The organism is Mycolicibacterium gadium (assembly GCF_010728925.1).
GTDB classification, from domain to species: Bacteria; Actinomycetota; Actinomycetes; order Mycobacteriales; family Mycobacteriaceae; genus Mycobacterium; species Mycobacterium gadium.
The window spans coordinates 2,350,425-2,367,048 of sequence record NZ_AP022608.1 but is presented as its reverse complement, the minus strand read 5'-3'; the positions used below and the strand labels follow the sequence as shown (position 1 = coordinate 2,367,048).

16 protein-coding genes are annotated in these 16,624 nt (G+C 66.0%); 2 read left to right on the top strand and 14 right to left on the bottom strand.

Annotation, left to right across the window (positions count from 1 at the left end; genetic code table 11):
* Positions 1 to 36 precede the first annotated feature (36 nt).
* From G6N36_RS11760 to G6N36_RS11710, 11 genes are all read right to left on the bottom strand, one after another.
* Positions 37 to 375 carry a DUF6285 domain-containing protein gene (locus tag G6N36_RS11760; RefSeq protein ID WP_163686669.1) on the bottom strand — a complete coding sequence of 113 codons (339 nt, stop codon included), beginning with the start codon at positions 373 to 375 and terminating at the stop codon, positions 37 to 39.
* Positions 372 to 1,331, bottom strand: coding sequence for a phosphotransferase family protein (locus tag G6N36_RS11755; protein ID WP_163686668.1), 960 nt, complete (start codon positions 1,329 to 1,331; stop codon positions 372 to 374). The genes G6N36_RS11760 and G6N36_RS11755 overlap by 4 nt, the downstream gene beginning before the upstream one ends.
* Entirely contained in the window at positions 1,328 to 2,566 is a 1,239-nt protein-coding gene (locus G6N36_RS11750) for an acyl-CoA dehydrogenase family protein (protein WP_163686667.1), read from the bottom strand. Before G6N36_RS11750 ends, G6N36_RS11755 begins: the two co-directional genes overlap by 4 nt.
* Positions 2,567 to 2,591: 25 nt before the next feature.
* On the bottom strand, positions 2,592 to 3,203 hold the full coding sequence (locus G6N36_RS11745; RefSeq protein ID WP_163686666.1) for a TetR/AcrR family transcriptional regulator: 612 nt from the start codon (positions 3,201 to 3,203) through the stop codon (positions 2,592 to 2,594).
* Between the two features lie 2 nt (positions 3,204 to 3,205).
* Positions 3,206 to 4,114 (bottom strand): hydroxymethylglutaryl-CoA lyase, encoded by a 909-nt coding sequence (locus G6N36_RS11740; protein ID WP_163686665.1) that lies wholly within the window; start codon positions 4,112 to 4,114, stop codon positions 3,206 to 3,208.
* A complete protein-coding gene (locus G6N36_RS11735) occupies positions 4,111 to 5,316 on the bottom strand; it encodes a CaiB/BaiF CoA transferase family protein (RefSeq protein WP_163686664.1) in 1,206 nt (401 codons plus the stop codon). The genes G6N36_RS11740 and G6N36_RS11735 overlap by 4 nt, the downstream gene beginning before the upstream one ends.
* Positions 5,313 to 6,494: an alpha/beta hydrolase family protein gene (locus G6N36_RS11730; RefSeq protein WP_163686663.1), complete on the bottom strand. Its 1,182-nt coding sequence runs from the start codon at positions 6,492 to 6,494 to the stop codon at positions 5,313 to 5,315. The genes G6N36_RS11735 and G6N36_RS11730 overlap by 4 nt, the downstream gene beginning before the upstream one ends.
* Positions 6,494 to 7,594, bottom strand: coding sequence for a homogentisate 1,2-dioxygenase (locus tag G6N36_RS11725; RefSeq protein WP_163686662.1), 1,101 nt, complete (start codon positions 7,592 to 7,594; stop codon positions 6,494 to 6,496). The genes G6N36_RS11730 and G6N36_RS11725 overlap by 1 nt, the downstream gene beginning before the upstream one ends.
* Before the next feature lie 76 nt (positions 7,595 to 7,670).
* The gene (locus G6N36_RS11720; RefSeq protein WP_163686661.1) at positions 7,671 to 8,060 is read right to left on the bottom strand and encodes a nitroreductase/quinone reductase family protein; all 390 of its coding nucleotides are present in this window, start codon (positions 8,058 to 8,060) and stop codon (positions 7,671 to 7,673) included.
* A 12-nt stretch (positions 8,061 to 8,072) separates the two neighbouring features.
* Positions 8,073 to 9,245, bottom strand: coding sequence for an acyl-CoA dehydrogenase family protein (locus tag G6N36_RS11715; protein ID WP_163686660.1), 1,173 nt, complete (start codon positions 9,243 to 9,245; stop codon positions 8,073 to 8,075).
* A gap of 195 nt (positions 9,246 to 9,440) precedes the next feature.
* Positions 9,441 to 9,998, bottom strand: coding sequence for a TetR/AcrR family transcriptional regulator (locus G6N36_RS11710; RefSeq protein ID WP_163686659.1), 558 nt, complete (start codon positions 9,996 to 9,998; stop codon positions 9,441 to 9,443).
* A 273-nt stretch (positions 9,999 to 10,271) separates the two neighbouring features.
* Here G6N36_RS11710 and G6N36_RS11705 point away from each other — a divergent pair, with 273 nt between their 5' ends.
* Both G6N36_RS11705 and G6N36_RS11700 read left to right on the top strand, forming a co-directional pair.
* A complete protein-coding gene (locus G6N36_RS11705) occupies positions 10,272 to 11,249 on the top strand; it encodes an esterase family protein (RefSeq protein WP_163686658.1) in 978 nt (325 codons plus the stop codon).
* Positions 11,250 to 11,368: 119 nt separating this feature from the next.
* The gene (locus G6N36_RS11700) at positions 11,369 to 12,367 is read left to right on the top strand and encodes an acrylyl-CoA reductase family protein (RefSeq protein ID WP_163686657.1); all 999 of its coding nucleotides are present in this window, start codon (positions 11,369 to 11,371) and stop codon (positions 12,365 to 12,367) included.
* 33 nt (positions 12,368 to 12,400) lie between these two features.
* Here the strand turns inward: G6N36_RS11700 and G6N36_RS11695 are convergent, their stop codons facing one another.
* The 3 genes from G6N36_RS11695 to G6N36_RS11685 all read right to left on the bottom strand — a co-directional run bounded on the left by G6N36_RS11695 (position 12,401) and on the right by G6N36_RS11685 (position 16,612).
* Entirely contained in the window at positions 12,401 to 13,612 is a 1,212-nt protein-coding gene (locus G6N36_RS11695; protein WP_163686656.1) for an acyl-CoA dehydrogenase family protein, read from the bottom strand.
* Positions 13,613 to 13,633: 21 nt separating this feature from the next.
* Complete coding sequence (locus tag G6N36_RS11690) at positions 13,634 to 15,031, bottom strand: acyl-CoA dehydrogenase family protein (RefSeq protein ID WP_163686655.1); 1,398 nt, start codon at positions 15,029 to 15,031, stop codon at positions 13,634 to 13,636.
* 144 nt (positions 15,032 to 15,175) lie between these two features.
* A complete protein-coding gene (locus G6N36_RS11685) occupies positions 15,176 to 16,612 on the bottom strand; it encodes a WS/DGAT/MGAT family O-acyltransferase (RefSeq protein WP_163686654.1) in 1,437 nt (478 codons plus the stop codon).
* Positions 16,613 to 16,624 lie beyond the last annotated feature (12 nt).

Genomic DNA, 16,624 nt, shown 5'->3' with positions numbered 1-16,624 from the left:
ACGGCGGCAGCAAACGCAACAGAAATAGCGAGATCGCTACGATTCCGCATAGCCGGGGTGGTTGACGTCGAGGCGTCGTCGCACGATCGTGCGCAGACCGGCCAGCAGTTCGTCGGGCCGGTCGTCGAGGTCGCCGGCGCGGATGGCCATCGCGAGCTCGGTTTCGTCCGCGTAGCCCAGCCCGTTGAGTGCAGCGGCGACGTCATCGGCGAACCCGTCGAGCAGTTCGCGCTCGACGATGCGCAGCACATTGGCGGCGACGCGGGCATGGAAGTCGAGCGGCGGCCCGACAGCGCCGCGCACATCGTCGTCCAGAAAATCAGCGACCGCCCCGACCAGTTCGGCCGCGGTCGGCCGGCCGTACAGCCCGCTCATCTCGGACCACCTCCCGTCAGCAGATCCAGCACGTCCCATTCGGTTTCGGCGACGCGGCGACCGATCGCCGCCAACTCGACCGAACGGTTGAGGCCCGAAAGATGCCGTTCGGCCTGGAATCGACAGATGACACCCCAGCGCAGGGTTGCCACGGTGAGCCACCAGCGGAATACGTCGCGATCCAGCTCGGTTTCCGCGGCCGATTCGTAGGCCGACAGGAAGCTCTCGACGCTGCCGAGACCACCCGCGCCCATGTCTTTTGGCGCACCGAAGCGCCAGGCGCGGATGCAGAACCATGCCAGGTCTTCGTACACCTCGCCGGTATGAACCAGCTCCCAGTCCAGCACCGCCGCCAACCCGTTCTCGTCGACGATCAGATTGCCCATTCGGAAGTCGCCGTGCACGAGCACCCGCCGGGTGGGCGCAGGACGATTGGCGGCCAGCCATCGGAACGCCCACTCGAACGTTGCTGTGGTGTCCTTCATTTCGTCGAGCCGGTCACGCCACTCGGCAAGGTCGTCGAACCCGGCGAGTCCAGACACGTCGGTGTCTGCCCGGTGGACGGCCGCCAGCGCCTGTGCGCATTGCTGCAACAACCGGTCCCGGCCCGCGTCGTCGAGTGTTCGGTAGATCCGCCTGACGATCGTCTCGCCTGCGATCGCGTTGCAGATGAGGTACGGATTACCCAGTGCGGCAGAGGAATTGTCGGCCGCCACGATATGGGGGACGGGGGCGCCCGCGGCGGCAGCACGCTGCTGCACAGCCGCCTCCAGCTCCATGCTTGCGTGCACGTCGTCGGGCGGCCCGGTGCGCAGGATCAACGGCCGCCGCGCCTCGGTGACGGCGTCGAACGCCCACGTCGTCCTGCTCGCCCCGCCGGTCAGGGCGCGCAGGTTCTCGACGACCACGCCGTCGCCCAGTTCCGGGCGGAGCACGGCCTCGAGCTGATCCTTCACTTGCGCCCGAATCCGAAGAGCCGCTGCGCCACCCGTCGCATCTGGATCTCCTCGGCGCCCTCGGTGATTCGGTACCGGCGGTGATGACGGTAGATGTGCTCCATCGGCTCGTGGCGGCTGTAGCCGATGCCCCCCAACACCTGCATCGCCCGGTCGGCCGCATCGCACACGAGCCGGTTGGCGCGATAGTTGGCCATCGACACTTTGTCGGAGACCTCCATGTGGTGGTTGCGATCCAACTCGGAGGCCGCGTACCGCACCAGCAGCCTCACCATCTGAGCCTCGGTGTGCAGTTCGACGAGCGGCCACTGCACAGCCTGGTTCACCGACAGCGGCTTGCCGAACACCCTGCGTTCGCCCGCGTAGGCGACGGCGCGGTCGATACAGTGCTGCGCGGCACCAAGGCTGCTGGCGGCCTGCCGAATTCTGTTCTCGTGCAGGAAGGTCTGACCGACCTCCAGGCCACGGTCCACCTCTCCGAGCACCGCATCGATAGGCAATCGAACATCCTTGAGTTCCACCTCGCCGTGGTCGGTCGGCATGTTGAAGGTCCACCAGTAGTACGGCACCGTGAAGCCCGGCGTATCGGTCGGCACCAGGAACGCGGTGATGCCGCGGGCCTGGCCTGGCTCACCGGACGTACGGGCGAAGACTAGGTCGTGGGTGGCGCGGTGCACACCGGTGTTGAACCGCTTGGCGCCGTTGATGACCCACTCGTCACCGTCGGTTATCGCCGTGGTTTCCAGCCAGGTGGCATCCGACCCATGATTGGGCTCGGTCAGCCCGAACGCCATCGACCGCTCGCCGGTCAACATGGCCTCGATCCACTCGGCCTTCTGCGCGTCGGTGCCGAACCGGTCCATCATGATGACCTGCGGGAAGTTCCCGACGATCGACGATTCGTCCTGCAGGTCGTTGTGCAGACCGAGTCCCTTGTGCGCCAGGTGTTCCCGGATGACGGCCATGTCGATGTTGGTGCCGTCGCGGCCGCCGAACTGCGATGGCAGGCCGTAGCGCAGCCAACCGGCCGCATCGGCACGCCTGCGCATCTCGCCGAGCAGGTCCTCCCATTCCCGCCGCGGGATGCCGCCGTTCTCCCAGTCGGTGCGGGCGTACTCCCGGCGCTGGTCGAAATACTGCATGTTCTCGCGTTCGAGCGGCTTGATCTCGGTTTCGATGAACGCATCCATCTCGGCGAGCAGGCCCGGAAGATGCTCCGGGAGGGCGAAATCCACTGTGTCTCCTTAGCGTCCTGGGTCTCTAGAACCCGTACAGCGTCTTCTTCCAAATCCTCGACAGCGTGTCGATTGCGTCCTCGTCACTCATCTCCAGCCCGAGACCGGATGTGCCGACGAATACGGTGGTGAAGTTCTCGAACAGCAGCGCGATCGCCGCGGCGGTGTGCTCGGGATGCAGTTCGGCACCGTGGCCCTGTTCCTGGGCGCGGCGCACCGAGGCGGCGACGATGTCGATGCCGAAGCGGCGGAACTCGTTCTGCACCGCGGCGAAGCGGGGCTGCGTGGCCGCGAGTTGGGCGACCGCGATCATGATCCCGATGTTCTGCTTGAACATGTTCCAGTAGCCGGTGACCACGGTGCGAAAGAACGCATCGTCATCCGGGGATTCCGGCAGCTCGACGCTCAGTCCGGACGGCGCGACCACCTCGTGCAGGAAGGACTCTGCGAGCACGGCCAGCAGATCTTCCTTATCTGCGAAGTAGCGGTAGAACGCCGCGGGTGATTTGCCGGCCGCTGACGTGATGTCACCCAGGGTGGTGCCGTGAAAGCCGCGCTCGGCGAAGAGCTTCCGGGCGGCCTGCTCGATGGCCTCCCTGGTCTGGCGGCCCTTGGCGCTCAGCGTCTCGACGGGCACGGCTAGGTGTCGAGAATCCGGTCGCCGGCGCGCAGCAGCGAGCTCGGTAGGTCGTGCCCGACGACTTTTTGCGCGACGCGCGCGGCGGCGATGGCGCCCTCCAGGTCGACGTCGACGCCAATCTCGCTGTCCCTCAACAGATAGACGAGGTCCTCCAACGCGATGTTGCCGCTGGCACCCGGCGCGAACGGACAGCCGCCGAGCCCGCCGACCGACGCGTCCAACCGGGTGATACCGGCCTCGACTGCCGCGTAGGCGCTGGCCAGTCCGGCGCCGCGAGTGTTATGGAAATGCGCCCCCAGCGGGATGTCACCGATGAGGGGACGCACCTGCGCCACCAGAGCGCTGACCCGGCGCGGGGTGGTGGTGCCGATGGTGTCGGCGATCGCGAGGCGATCGGCGCCGTGGTCGCGGGCGGCGGTCACGATGTCCAACACGCGTTGCGCGGGTGTCGGGCCGTCGAAGGGGCAGTCCCACGCGGTGGCGATGATGACCTCGACGGTGACGCCGCTGTCGTGGGCGATCGCGACGATCTCGGGAATTTGCGCGGTGGCTTCCGCCGTGGCGCGACCTACGTTCGCTTGGCTATGGCCGTCGGCGGCCGACACCACGTACTCGATCGACCGCAAACCCGCCGCGATCGCGCGCTTGGCGCCATTGGGGCTGGCCACCAGCGCCGAGAACTCGATATCGGGAAAGTTGTGCAGCTCGGCGGCGAGTTCGGCCGCGTCGGCAAGTGCGGGCACCTTCGACGGCGAGACGAACGCCGTCGCCTCCATCTCCCGCACGCCGGTGGCGGCGACGGCCGCGAGCAGTTCGAGCTTGGCCGCCAACGGAATCGGATCCTCGATCTGTAGTCCGTCGCGCAGTGAGACGTCGCGAATGTCGACATGCGCCGGAAGCGCACTCATATCACGCCCTCCTCTGCCAGCTTCATGATCTCGGCATGACTGCGACCCAGCAGACCGCCGTAGATCTCGTCATTGTGCTGGCCGGGCCGGGCCGAGCCGGCGTTGCGGATCGTGCCCGGCGTATCCGAGAGCACCGGTATCACACCGGGACCCTTGATGTTTCGCTCGATGCGTTCGTCCCAGTGGTCGGCGATCATGCCGCGGGCCTGCAGCTGTGGATCCTCGACGACCTCGGCGACGGTGTTGATGGGTCCGCTGATCACCCCGGCTTCTGAGAGGGTGGCGATGATGTCGGCGGGCTGACGGGTGACCGCCCAGTCGCCGATGATCTTGTCAAGCTCATCCTGATTGCGGCCGCGGGCACCGTGAGTGACGAATCGGTCGTCGGTGGCGAGTTCCGGTTGTCCCATCGCGGCGCACAGCCGACGGAACACGGTGTCCTGATTGGCGGCGATGACGACCCAGCTGCCGTCGGCGGTCGGGTAGATGTTCGACGGGGCGATACCCTCCAGACGCGTGCCGGACGGCCCGCGGATCACGCCGCCCACGTCGTAGTCCGGAATGGTGGATTCCTGTACGGCCAAACAGGATTCGGTGAGAGCAGCGTCGACGACCTGTCCCTTGCCGGTGACCGAGCGTCGATACAGCGCGGCCAGTGCGCCCTGGGCGGCGAACATCCCGGCCAGGCTGTCGCCGAGCGACAGGGCGAGTCGCGGGGGCGGACCGCCGGGGAACCCGTTCATGTGCCGCAGGCCACTGGCCGCCTCGGCGACCGACGCGTAACCGGCCTTGTGCGCCTCAGGACCGGTCTGCCCGTATCCGGAGACCCTTACCAGGATGATGCCCTGGTTGCGCTCGCGCAGCACGTCATAGCCGAGGTTCCACTTCTCCAGCGTGCCGGGCCGGAAATTCTCCACGATGATGTCGGAGCGCTCGACGAGGTCCAGGAACAGTTCGCGGCCGGCATCCTCGCGCAGGTTCAGCGTGACGGCCTTCTTGTTGCGCGCGTGCACGGTCCAGAAGAAATTGTGGCCGTCGAGTTCGGCTTGCCCCCAGGTGCGCAACGGATCGGGGGCCCCCGGCGGCTCGATCTTGATGACCTCGGCTCCCATGTCCCCGAGCAGCCGGCCGGCGAACGGTCCGGAAATGAGCGTGCCCACCTCGATGACGCGGATGCCGTCGAGCGGGCCGGTGACAGTCATGTCGAGAACTCGTGCCTGTGTAGCCAGTCGGTGCAGATGCCGACGGCCTCGCGCAGCGTGCCGCGCTGGTCGGGTCCGGAGTAGTAATGGTTCGCGCCGGGGATCTCGTACATCTCCTTGTCAGGATGCCCGATCGCGCTGAACAGACGCTGGGTGTGGCTGGGTGTGCAGGCGTCATCGGCCATGTTTCCGATGACCAGCGTGGGCACCGCGATGTCCGGGCCGCACTTGACCGCATCACCGTTGGCGTCGTCATAACTCCATTGCGAGAGCCAACTGCGCAGCGTGCAGAAGCGGGCCAATCCGACGGGACTGTTGTTCACCACCTGAGGATCGCCCAGATAGCACTGTCCGGGGGTGCGTTCGTTCGGATCGACCGTCGGGTCGAGCCACCGCGGGTCAGCCATGGTGCCGTGCACGACGAACGCGAACTCGTCCTCGGGACGGCCCTGCGCCTTCAAGTCGGCCAGTTTGTCTTTGACCCACTTGGTGATTCGGCGATTGCGTGCGATCTGGGCGGCCCGGTAGCGCTCGAGAAACTCGGCGGTGTAGGGCGGTTGATTCGGGTTGTCGGGGTTGTACAGGTCCAACTCGGGGTCGCGGTTGGACGGGTCGGACTCGTCGAGGATCGACGCGTCCAGCCATTCGGTCATCGTTCCGTGGCGGCTGACGTGTGCGGCCAGCAGCATGATGCCGTCGGCCGGGATCAGGCCGAGCCTGGTGAGGTCGGGGCCGTCACCGGAGGGGCTGGCCGTCACGGTCGGATGCTGCGCTTGCTGCTGATAGAACACCGACAGCGAACCGCCGCCGCTCCAGCCGGCGAGCACCACCTTCGAATAGCCGAGCCGGTTCTTGGCGTCCTTGATGCACTCGCCGAGATCCTCGACCACCTTCTCCATCAGCAGCGCGGAGTCGGTGCCGCGGAAGCGGCTGTTGCAGTAGATGACGTGGTGTCCCGCCTTGGCCAGGGCGTTCATCATCGGCAGGTACGCACCCCCGCCGATGGGATGCATGAACACCAGCACAGTATCCGAGGATTTGTCCTTCGGGCGCAGCAGGTGGCTTTCGAGCACCACCAGTTCGGCCACGCCGCCGTACACGTCGCGGACGCCCGAATTGTTGGCGTAGGCAACCAGATAGGGGATTCGGTCGTACTCGTGCTTCACGGCGGTGGTCATCAATGCTGCCCCAGGTCGTTGGCCAGTACTTCGGCGGACGGGATGAGCCTGCGTCGCGTGTCGATGGCGATCACCGACCAGTCGACCTTGTCGTAGTCGTCGAACTTGCGGCGGGCCCGCTCGCGTGCCTTCTCTGGCGCACCGTGGTGAACCCCTTGCGGCGCATGGGAAACCAAGCCGGGCGGCATCGGAATCCCGTACAGCGATCCACCGTGGAAGAACGCGATCTCGTCGAAGTCGACGTTGCGGTGATACCAGGGCGTGCGCTCGGTGCCTGGCACGCCTTCGGCGGGCTTGGGCAGGAAGTTCATCACGTAGACGCCGGTGGCCTCCATGAACAGGTGCACCGTGGGTGGCAGGTGCACGCTGTTCGACGTCACCACGTTGTAGTCCTCGATGTTGAAGGTGAACGCGAAATTGTCGCCGCGCCAGCCTTCCACGTCGAGCGGATGATGTTGGTAGAACAGAGAAGTCGGGCCACCTTCGTGAACAAGCCGGACCTCGTACTCGTCACGCCCATCGTCGTCGATGGGCGACGCCTCCGGGATGACGGCCTGGGATGGATCGAAGGGGAAGTGCCGACCCAGGTACCCCGGTGCCGGCACCCGGAACTCGTCGGTGGCCTGGATCATCAGCAGCGTGGACGCGCCGTTTTCGCTGTCGGGAACCTGACGGAACGTGCACGCCTTCGGGATGTAGACCCAGTCGCCTTCGCGGTAGCGCAGCGGGCCGAACTCCGTCTCCAGCAGTCCCGAACCCTTGTGGACGAAGCTGAGCAGGTCTCCGTCGACATAGCGGACGAAGAACGGCATCGGCTCGGTACGCCGCGACAGCATGACGCGGCAGTCGGCGTTGCTGAACATCAGCAGTGGACCGCCGGCGGCGTCGCTGGCGTCGCTGGGTTTGAGCTCCGAGGACAGCACGTCGACGGGCCGCAGCGGGCCGACCGAGCGGAACGCCGTCGGGTCGTTGCGGCGGTACATGTTCGCCGTCCGACCGGTGAAGCCGCCCCGCCCGAGTTCGTCGTCCTTCAGCCCATCCAGATCGGCGTGCAGGCGTCGGGGAGTACGGCCTTTTCGCAGGTGAACAAAGGATTCCATGGTGTCTCCATCGACAATGGGCGAGCCGAACTAAAACTGAGGTTAGTTTTACTTTTAGGCACCGGTCAACCCCGGATCAGCTCTTGAGGTCCACCCGGATGGTCAGCAGGTTGGTGCCGAAGGTCCGCACGCCGAAGCTGTTGAACTGAGGCAGCGAGCGCAGTCGTGCGTGCGGGTCGTCGTCGGGCACCAGGTGGGCCGTGCCGCGATGCCACTTGCCGTTGATCCGGACGCGGACGTTCGGATTCGCCTGGATGTTCTTGACGTACTGCGACTTGTCTCCGAATTCCGAGACGAACCAGAACTGGTCACCCTCGCGGCGTCCACCCAGCGGCGTGCGGCGGGGCTCTCCGGTCTTGCGGCCGGTGGTTTCCAGCAGCGTCTGGAACGGCATCAACCGCATCATTCGGTTGGCGACGTTCTTCTGGAAGGTTTTCGTGATTCGATCACGCAAATCGTCGGCCATGATTCCCCTTTGTTAGACCATCGCGGTGCGCGAGACCTTCATGCCCAGTGTGAGCGCTCCGGCGAGTTCGCGACTGGTGTCGTAGTCGAAGACCACATGACCGGCAAGAACATCGACGTCGCGTTTGATGCGCTGCAGCGGATTGTCGGCGAAGTGAACGCTGGCGCCGCACGCCTCCAGCAGATCTGCGATCACCGACCGCGACTCGTGCACGATGTGCGCAGCGGCGAGGCGGGCCTCGGCCCGCACCGGCGGCGGCACCGGGTTACCCGACGCGACAACGGCTTCGATATCTCCGACGGTGTCGGCCAGCAGCCCGCGTAGCGCACGCAGCCGGACCCGCGGCTCGCCGAGCCGCGCCTGTGCCAGCGGTTTGTCCTTCTGCGCGACGCCTTCGTACGCGAGGATGCGCTCGCCGAGGCGCTCGGCGTAGATCTCCGCGACGCGCTCGGCGCTGCCCAGCGCCGGCATGGCGGCCAACAGCGAAAGGGCGGGCACCATCGGCCACCGGTAGGTGTCGGCGTCGTGCAGTCCGGCGCCCGGTGCGGTGCCGGAATAGATGTCGGCCACGCGGAGGAGCCGGTGGTGGGGGACGAACGCATCGGCGATGACCACGTCATTGGACCCGGTGGCCCGCATGCCGTCGGTGTGCCAGACGTCCTCGATGCGGACGTCGGAGATGGGCAGTAGGGCCAATGCCGGATAAATGGCGGTCGGATCCTCCTCGGGGCCGCAGATCGCGCCCACCATGATCCAGTTGCCGTCCATCACGCCCGTCGCCCACGACCACCGACCGGTCAGTCGAATGCCGTCGCCGGTCGGCACGCCTCGGCCCGTCGGCGCCAGGGGCGCCGGCGCGAGGAACGGACGCGTGGCGAACGCCTCCGCCTGGGCGCGCTCGTCGAACAGGGCAAGCATCCAGTTGTGCAGGGCATAGAAGCCAAGCGTCCACGCGCTCGACGCGCAGCCGTGCGCCATCCGCCGAACCGGGTCGAGGATCGACGGCCACTCGGCCTGCTGACCGCCGAAGCGGGCGGGCACCAGCAGTTCGGTAAAGCCCGAAGCGGTGAGGTCGGCGACCGTATCGGCAGGTAAGCGGCGTATCCGCTCGGCCTCCGGTGCGCGCTCTGCCAGCCGGGCGACAAACTCGGGGGTGATGGCCGGGGTGGCCGAAACCGCGGTCACGATCGCGACGCTACCATACTATTTAGTATGGAAAGTGTGCCGTTCACGGCCTGCTGGCCTGGTCAGCGCGGCAGCATGATCCACGCCCAAAGCGGACTTTTGTACAGAAAGTGCGAGTAATCGTCTACAAAACTCGGATTTGGGCGTGCTCGGGGAGGGCAGCGTGCAAATCGCCGAGACGGTCTGCTGGCCTGGTCAGCGCGTCAGCATGATGTCGAGGAAGCGCTCGCGCCGCGCGGCTCCGCGGGCGCTGGGCTTCGCCCCGGACAGGTGCAGGAAGCCGATTCCGACCGCAAAAGTGGCGGTCGCGCGCAGGTCGGCCTCCTCGGTATCGAACCCGTAGTCGAGAAACGCCTGTCGGACAGCGGCCACGACACGCCGGTCCGCAGCGCGCACGCTGGCCGCCACCCCCTCGTCGGTGCGCGCCCATTCCCGCATCGCGCGCTCCAGCGTCCAATGCCGAGCGTCGACCAGCGTCGTCATCATTTGCGAGAGTCGCTCCCGCGCGGGCACGTCGTTCGACGTACCGAAGTGGCTTCGTTCCTCGTCTCTGGAGGCACCCCACGCGTCGACCAGTGCGGAGCGGTAGCTCGCGATATCGGCGAAATGCCAGTAAAAGCTGCCTTTGGTCACGCCGAGGCGGGTGCACAACCGGTCAACCTTCAGCGACTTGATGCCTTCTTCGGCAAGGACCGCATAACCGGCCTGGATCCAGTCATCGACGGCCAGGCGAGAGGCGCGAGCCTTTGCCATACCCGGAAGCCTACGGTGCCGATGGCCGGACATGTCGGCATCAACATCAGACAGAATGTTCACAGGAATCTCGCCGACGCCGCCGTTCGGACTTTCTCCTCGCGCTGGTCACATGTTTTACTGCACACGCGACAACTGAAATTTTCTCGGTCCGCTCCATGGGCCACCGGGCTCAGTCGAGCGGGCACGACAACGCAGCATTCCGCTGCGCTGTCGATGACGATTGCTTGATCGTGGGAAAAGCGGAAACCGGAAGATGGATGGGTTTGCAGTATGAGCTTCATTGACAAGATTCGACGTCCCTGGGCGCGCCGGCTCACCATGGCTGCCGTAGCGGCGGCCCTGCTGCCAGGCGTAGTGGGCCTCACGGGGCAGTCTCCGACCGCTGAGGCGTTCTCGCGGCCCGGTCTGCCAGTGGAGTACCTGATGGTCCCCTCGCCGTCGATGGGCCGCGATATCAAGGTGCAGTTCCAGAAGGGCACCGGGTCGAAGGCCGTCTACATGCTCGACGGTCTGCGCGCCCGCGATGACTTCAACGGCTGGGACCTCGAGACCCAGGCGTTCGAGTGGTATTACGAAACCCCGTTGTCGCTCATCATGCCGGTCGGCGGGCAGTCCAGCTTCTACAGCGACTGGTACGCGCCGGCCTGCGGCAAGAACGGCTGCCAGACCTATAAGTGGGAGACGTTCCTGACGAGCGAGCTGCCGAACTGGCTCGCCGCCGAACGCGGAGTGTCCACGACGGGCAACGCCGCCGTCGGCCTGTCGATGTCGGGCAACTCGGCGATGATCCTCTCCGTCTACCACCCCCAGCAGTTCATCTACGCCGGCGCGCTGTCGGCGTTCCTGAACCCGTCCGAGGGTCAGTGGCCGTTTCTGATCAATCTGTCGATGGGCGACGCTGGTGGCTATGACGCCAACGACATGTGGGGCCGGACCGAAGATCCGAACAGCGCGTGGAAACGGAACGACCCGATGTTGCAGATCCCCGCGCTCGTGGCCAACAACACCCGCCTGTGGGTCTACTGCGGTAACGGCAAGCCGAACGAGCTGGGTGGGGCGAACCTGCCCGCCGAGTTCCTCGAGGGTCTGACGATCCGGACCAACGAGACCTTCCGCGACAACTACATCGCCGCGGGCGGCAACAATGCCGTGTTCAACTTCCCGCCGTACGGCACGCACAGCTGGGAGTATTGGGGTCAGCAGCTGCAGGAGATGAAGCCTGATTTGATCTCGTACCTGGGCTCGTAGCGACGACGCAAAGGTCCGCGACACTCGGGCTTGCCCGGGTGCTCGGGGACTTTCGCGTTCCCCTACTCCCCAGCTTGCGCGTGGGCCCATCGGTGTGGGCCCAGATGAGAATGGATTCCATGTCTGAAGTCAACGCGTTGGTCGCGCACCAGGACGCCGAGGGATCCATCACGCTGCAGCATGAGGTCGTCGACGCGTCCTTCCTGCCCGACGGCGATGTGCAGATAGCGGTCGAATACTCGGGGATCAACTACAAGGACGCCCTGGCCATCACGCCGAAGGGCGGAGTCGCGCGGGAGTACCCGCTGATTCCCGGCATCGACGTCGCCGGAACGGTCACCTCGAGCTCGTCCACCGAATTCGCGGTGGGTGACCGCGTCGTCGCCCACGGTTACGACATCGGCACCGGTCGCCACGGCGGCTACGCGGACACCGCGCGCTACCCCGCCGACTATGTGGTGAAGCTCGACGAGTTGACGACCGCCGAGGCCGCGGCTATCGGCACGGCGGGATTCACTGCGGCCATGAGCGTCAATGCAATTCGCGCGGCGGGTGTACAGCCGGCCGACGGCCCGATTCTGGTGACCGGTGCGACGGGCGGGGTCGGCAGCGTCAGTGTCGATCTACTGGCCGGACTCGGATACGAGGTCGTAGCGTCCAGCGGCAAGGCCGAAGCCCACGACTGGCTGATGGAACTGGGCGCCACGCAGGTGATCGGTCGGCTCCCCGCGGAGGGGGAGAAGGTCCGAGCGCTCGGCAAGTCGCAGTGGGCCGGCGTCGTCGACAGCGTGGGCGGCGACACCCTGGCCTACGCATTGAGCACGTTGAATTACGGCGCGATCGCAGCGATTTCAGGTCTGGCCCGGTCGGCTGACCTACCGACGACGGTGATGCCGTTCATTCTGCGTGGCGTAACGCTGGACGGCATCGACTCGGTACAGCTGCCGATCGGGGCGCGCCGCGACATGTGGCGTCAACTCGCGGGCGAGCTCAAGCCCCGTCACCTGGGCAGCATCACCAAGGACGTCTCGGTGCTCGAAGCGCCGCACACGTTGCGCACGATCATCGGCGGCGGCGTCACCGGCCGCACGCGAGTCGTCGTACACGACGGATTCTGAGCGCGATCTGGGCCCGCCCCGCAGGGTCGGGTTTTACTTCAGTTCCGACGACGACAGGCCCAGCAGCCGACGGGCAACCACCAGCTGCTGAATCTGCTGTGTGCCCTCGAAGATGTCGAGGATCTTGCTGTCGCGGGCCCACTTTTCCAGCAGGGTCTGCTCGGAATAGCCGACGGTACCTGCCAATTCGACGGCCTTGAGCGTGGTGTCACTGGCGACGCGGCCGGCTTTGGCCTTGCCCATCGACGCTTCCTTGGAGTTCGGGATGTTGTTGTCGGCCTGCCACGCCGAGCGCACCATCAGCAGATACGCGGACTCCCAATCGGATTCCATCCGCAGGAACTCCGCCGCGGGCGCGCTCTGCACGTGCGAGGGCTTGTCGTAGGAGATCTCCACGCCGGCGTCGGTGAGGATCTTGCGCAACTCCTCGAGGGCGGCGCGGGCGATGCCGACGGCCATCGCGGCGACGACAGGCCGGGTGTTGTCGAACGTCTCCATGACGCCCGCAAAGCCCTTCTCGACCTCGATGTCCGGGCTGCCGAGCAGGTTTTCCTTCGGGATGCGCGCGTTGTCGAAGCGGATGGCGGCCGTGTCGGAGGCCTTGATGCCGAGCTTGTCCTCGAGGCGCTCGACGGTGACGCCGGGGTGTTCGCGCGGCACGATGAACGACTTGATCGCCGCACGGCCCAACGACTTGTCCAGGGTCGCCCACACCACAATGTGGGTGGCGCGCGATCCGGCGGTGACGTAGATCTTCTCACCGTTGATGACGTACTCGTCGCCGTCGAGCTTGGCCGTGGTGGTCACCGCGGCCGAATCGGAGCCGAAGCCCGGTTCGGTGATCGCCATCGCGGCCCACACGTCCTTACCGAGCTTCGCGAGCTGTTCGCGGGTGGCGACGCTGGAGATCGCGGCATTGCCGAGACCCTGGCGGGGCACGGACAGCATCAATGCCACGTCACCCCAACTGACTTCCATCACGTTGAGCACGGCCGACATGTTGGCGCCGTTGTGGTTGGTGTCCTTGGCCTCCCCGGCGGCGAACGCCTCGGCGCCCGCGAAGGCGATGGCGTTGGCGCCCGAGATACCCTCGAAGAGGGTGGCCAGCGTGTCGAGTTCGACCGGGTACTCGTGTTCCCGCAGATCCCACTTGCGTGAGATCGGCCGCAGCATCTCGGCGGCGCCGTTGTGCGCCATGTCGATCACTGCTTCGAGCTTCTTCGGCAGTTCCAGATTGATTGCCATGATTCGACTTTCGTTAGAAGACTAGATAACGACGACGCCCTCGGCGACGCCGATCGCCCGCAGATCGCGGTACCAGCGTTCGACCGGGTGCTCCTTGGTGTAGCCGTGGCCACCGAGCAGTTGCACTCCGTCGAGTCCGATCTGCATGCCCTTGTCGGCGCCGAGTCGCTTGGCCAGCGCCGCTTCCCGGGCGAACGGCAGACCCTGGTCGGCGCGTGCGGCACCGCGCCAGGTGATCAATCGCAGACCGTCGAACTCGATCGCGATGTTGGCGCACATGAACGCGACTGCCTGCCGGTGCGCGATCGGCTCACCGAATGCGTGCCGCTCCTTGACATATGGCACCACGTAGTCGAGCACCGCGTGCGCCGTGCCGACCGCCAGCGCGGCCCAGCCGAGGCGGGACAGCGCGATGGCCTCCGAATAGTCCTGATCGCTGGCCCCGCCCTCGCCAAGACGCGCGGACAGCGGGACGATGACGTTCTCCAGTTCGACCTGTCCGAGCGCCGCGGCCCGGATACCCATGCTCGGGTCCGCTTTGACGGATACACCGTGCGACGACGATTCGACGATGAACAGCGCCGGCTTGCCGTTGAGTTGTGCTGCCACAATGAATAATTCGGCGTTCGCGGCGGCGGGCACCAGTGACTTGACGCCGTCGAGACGATAGCCGCTCGGGGTGCGAACCGCCGTCGTCTTCAGCGCGGTCGGATCGAAAAGGGGGCGCGGTTCGGAGATCGCCACGCATGCCTGCGGCACATTCTCGCCGGCGAACTCTTTCAGGTAGGTCGCCTGCTGGTCGGCGCTGCCCCAGTGGGTGAGAGCCGAGGCGACACCTGCGGGAGCCAGGATCGGCAGCGCGAGTCCCATGTCGCCGTAGGCCAGCGCCTCGGCGACCAGCACGTTGGTGACCGCTGCGCGATGGGCGGCGATTCCGTCGAAGTCTTCGGGGACATTGATCGCCGTGACGCCCAGTTCGGCGGCCTTGGCGACGAGATCGGGCGGATAGGTGGCGGTCTCGTCGGCCTCGCGAGCCGACGGACGCATGACTTCTTCGGCGAACTCGCCGACCGTGTCGACGATCATCTTCTGCTCGTCGTCGGGTGTGAGATCGAAGTAGTCCGAGCCGCTCTTCTTCAGCCGGGCGGGCCCGCCCTGGGCGCCGGCGGCACGCTTGAACTGACGGCTGGCCGCGCCGGCGACTGAGAACACCTGCTTCACGCCGTACTTCAGACCGCCGTTCAGCGGCTCGCGCAGTTTGTAGCGGTCGAGGAACTGTTGGCCGACCAGCGGTGTGACCAGTGCCAGGGCCACGTCGGTCGCGGTGCGCTTGTGCTTGCGCAGACCGACCGCACTCTCATTGCCTTTACGCTTTCGCCGCCGTGCGGATCCATCGTTCGACGGCAGGGTGTTGGTCATGTCGACCGCCTCGCTTAGAAATTGACGTTCACAATTCGGGAACTGACTCCAGAGTAAGGTATGTGAACTGACTCCTGAGTAAGGTAGTCGCGATTGTTGTCCAATTCACAGGTTCGCCGCGGCTGCTCAACACGGCAGGCCGCGCTAACCGGCCGCTGCCAACAGTTCGTCGAACGCGGCCTGCATGCACTCGGCATAGTGAGCGGGATCCGGCAGCGCGTCACGGTCTGCGGTGACGCCCATCGAGACGGTGCCGTTGTAGCTTGCGATGACGTGAAACAGGTTCATTCCCGCGATCAACGGACCCATACCGGTGACCCGGACAAGTCGTGCGCCGGCGAAATAGACCGGCACCGTCGGGCCCGGCACATTGCTCACCGTCGTGTTGGCGATCGTCGGGCCGCTGAACGGCATCGCCGACGCCGCCTTGACGGTCAAGCCCAACAGTGTGGTGGGCACCAGTCCGACGAGTTCCATCAGTTGACTCGTGTTCGCCGTATCGGAGCTATCCCGGAATCCGGCCGACTGCTCGGAGATCATCGCCAGCCGTTCGAGCGGATCGGACGAATCCGTCTGCAGCGACTGCAATCTGCCGAACAACCGGTTGCCCCCCGCCCCCTTCTCGTTGGAGTCCCGGATCGACGCCGGGCAGGCGGACACCAGTGTCTGCTCGGGCAACTCGTCGTGGTCCTGGAGATAGCGTCTCAGCGTTCCGCCCACGTAGGCCACGGCGACGTCGTTGATCGTCGCTCCCGGCACGCTCGCTTTGATGCGCTGAAAGTCGGCGAAGTCGTGGAAGCGCGCCTCGAACACCCGGTGAGGCGAGGCCGCGTTGTTGAATCTGGTGCTGGGCGCAAACAGCGGGCCCGGTCTCGACGCCAGCGCCGAAGCGACGCCACCGACGAGTTTGGTTGGCATACCCGCCAATTGGCGAACCGCTTTCAGCGCGTTGGGAACCACGACACCGCTCGCCCGCAATGGATATGACGCGATGTTGACTGCGGTCTTCGACACGAGCGTGCTTGTTGACGGCGGTTCGTCTGGCGCCCATGGCTTTTCGGGTGCCTCGGGGCGTGGACCGTCGGGTTCGAGGCCGTGCAGCGCGGCCATCAGCTCGACGCTTTCCATGCCGTCGGCCGCGCAGTGGTGGAGCTTCAGGCCGACCGCGAACGATCCCGGCGGTACACCGGGCACCGAGTTGAGTCCCTCGATGACGGTCATCTCCCACGGCGGACGGCGCAAGTCGATCTGCCGGGCATGGATGCGCGCGATCTGGATGCACAACTGACGCCAGTCTCCTGGCTGCGGCAGCGCAATGTGGCGGACGTGGTATTCGAGATCGAAGTTGGGGTCGTCCACCCAATACGGCTTGTGCAGGCCGCCGGGGAGTTCGGTCAGCCGCCGCCGAAATGTCGGCGCGAGGTGCAGCCGGCTGTCGACCTCTTCGAGGATGCCTTTGAAGGTGACCCGCCCGCCGGGCGCCGTCGCCGGGTCATAGATCAACAGCATCTGGATCTGCATCGGAGTCTCGGGACGCTCGGCGCGCAACATCATGTCATCGGTCCAGCTCAGCTGCTGCACGGATGCTCCCCT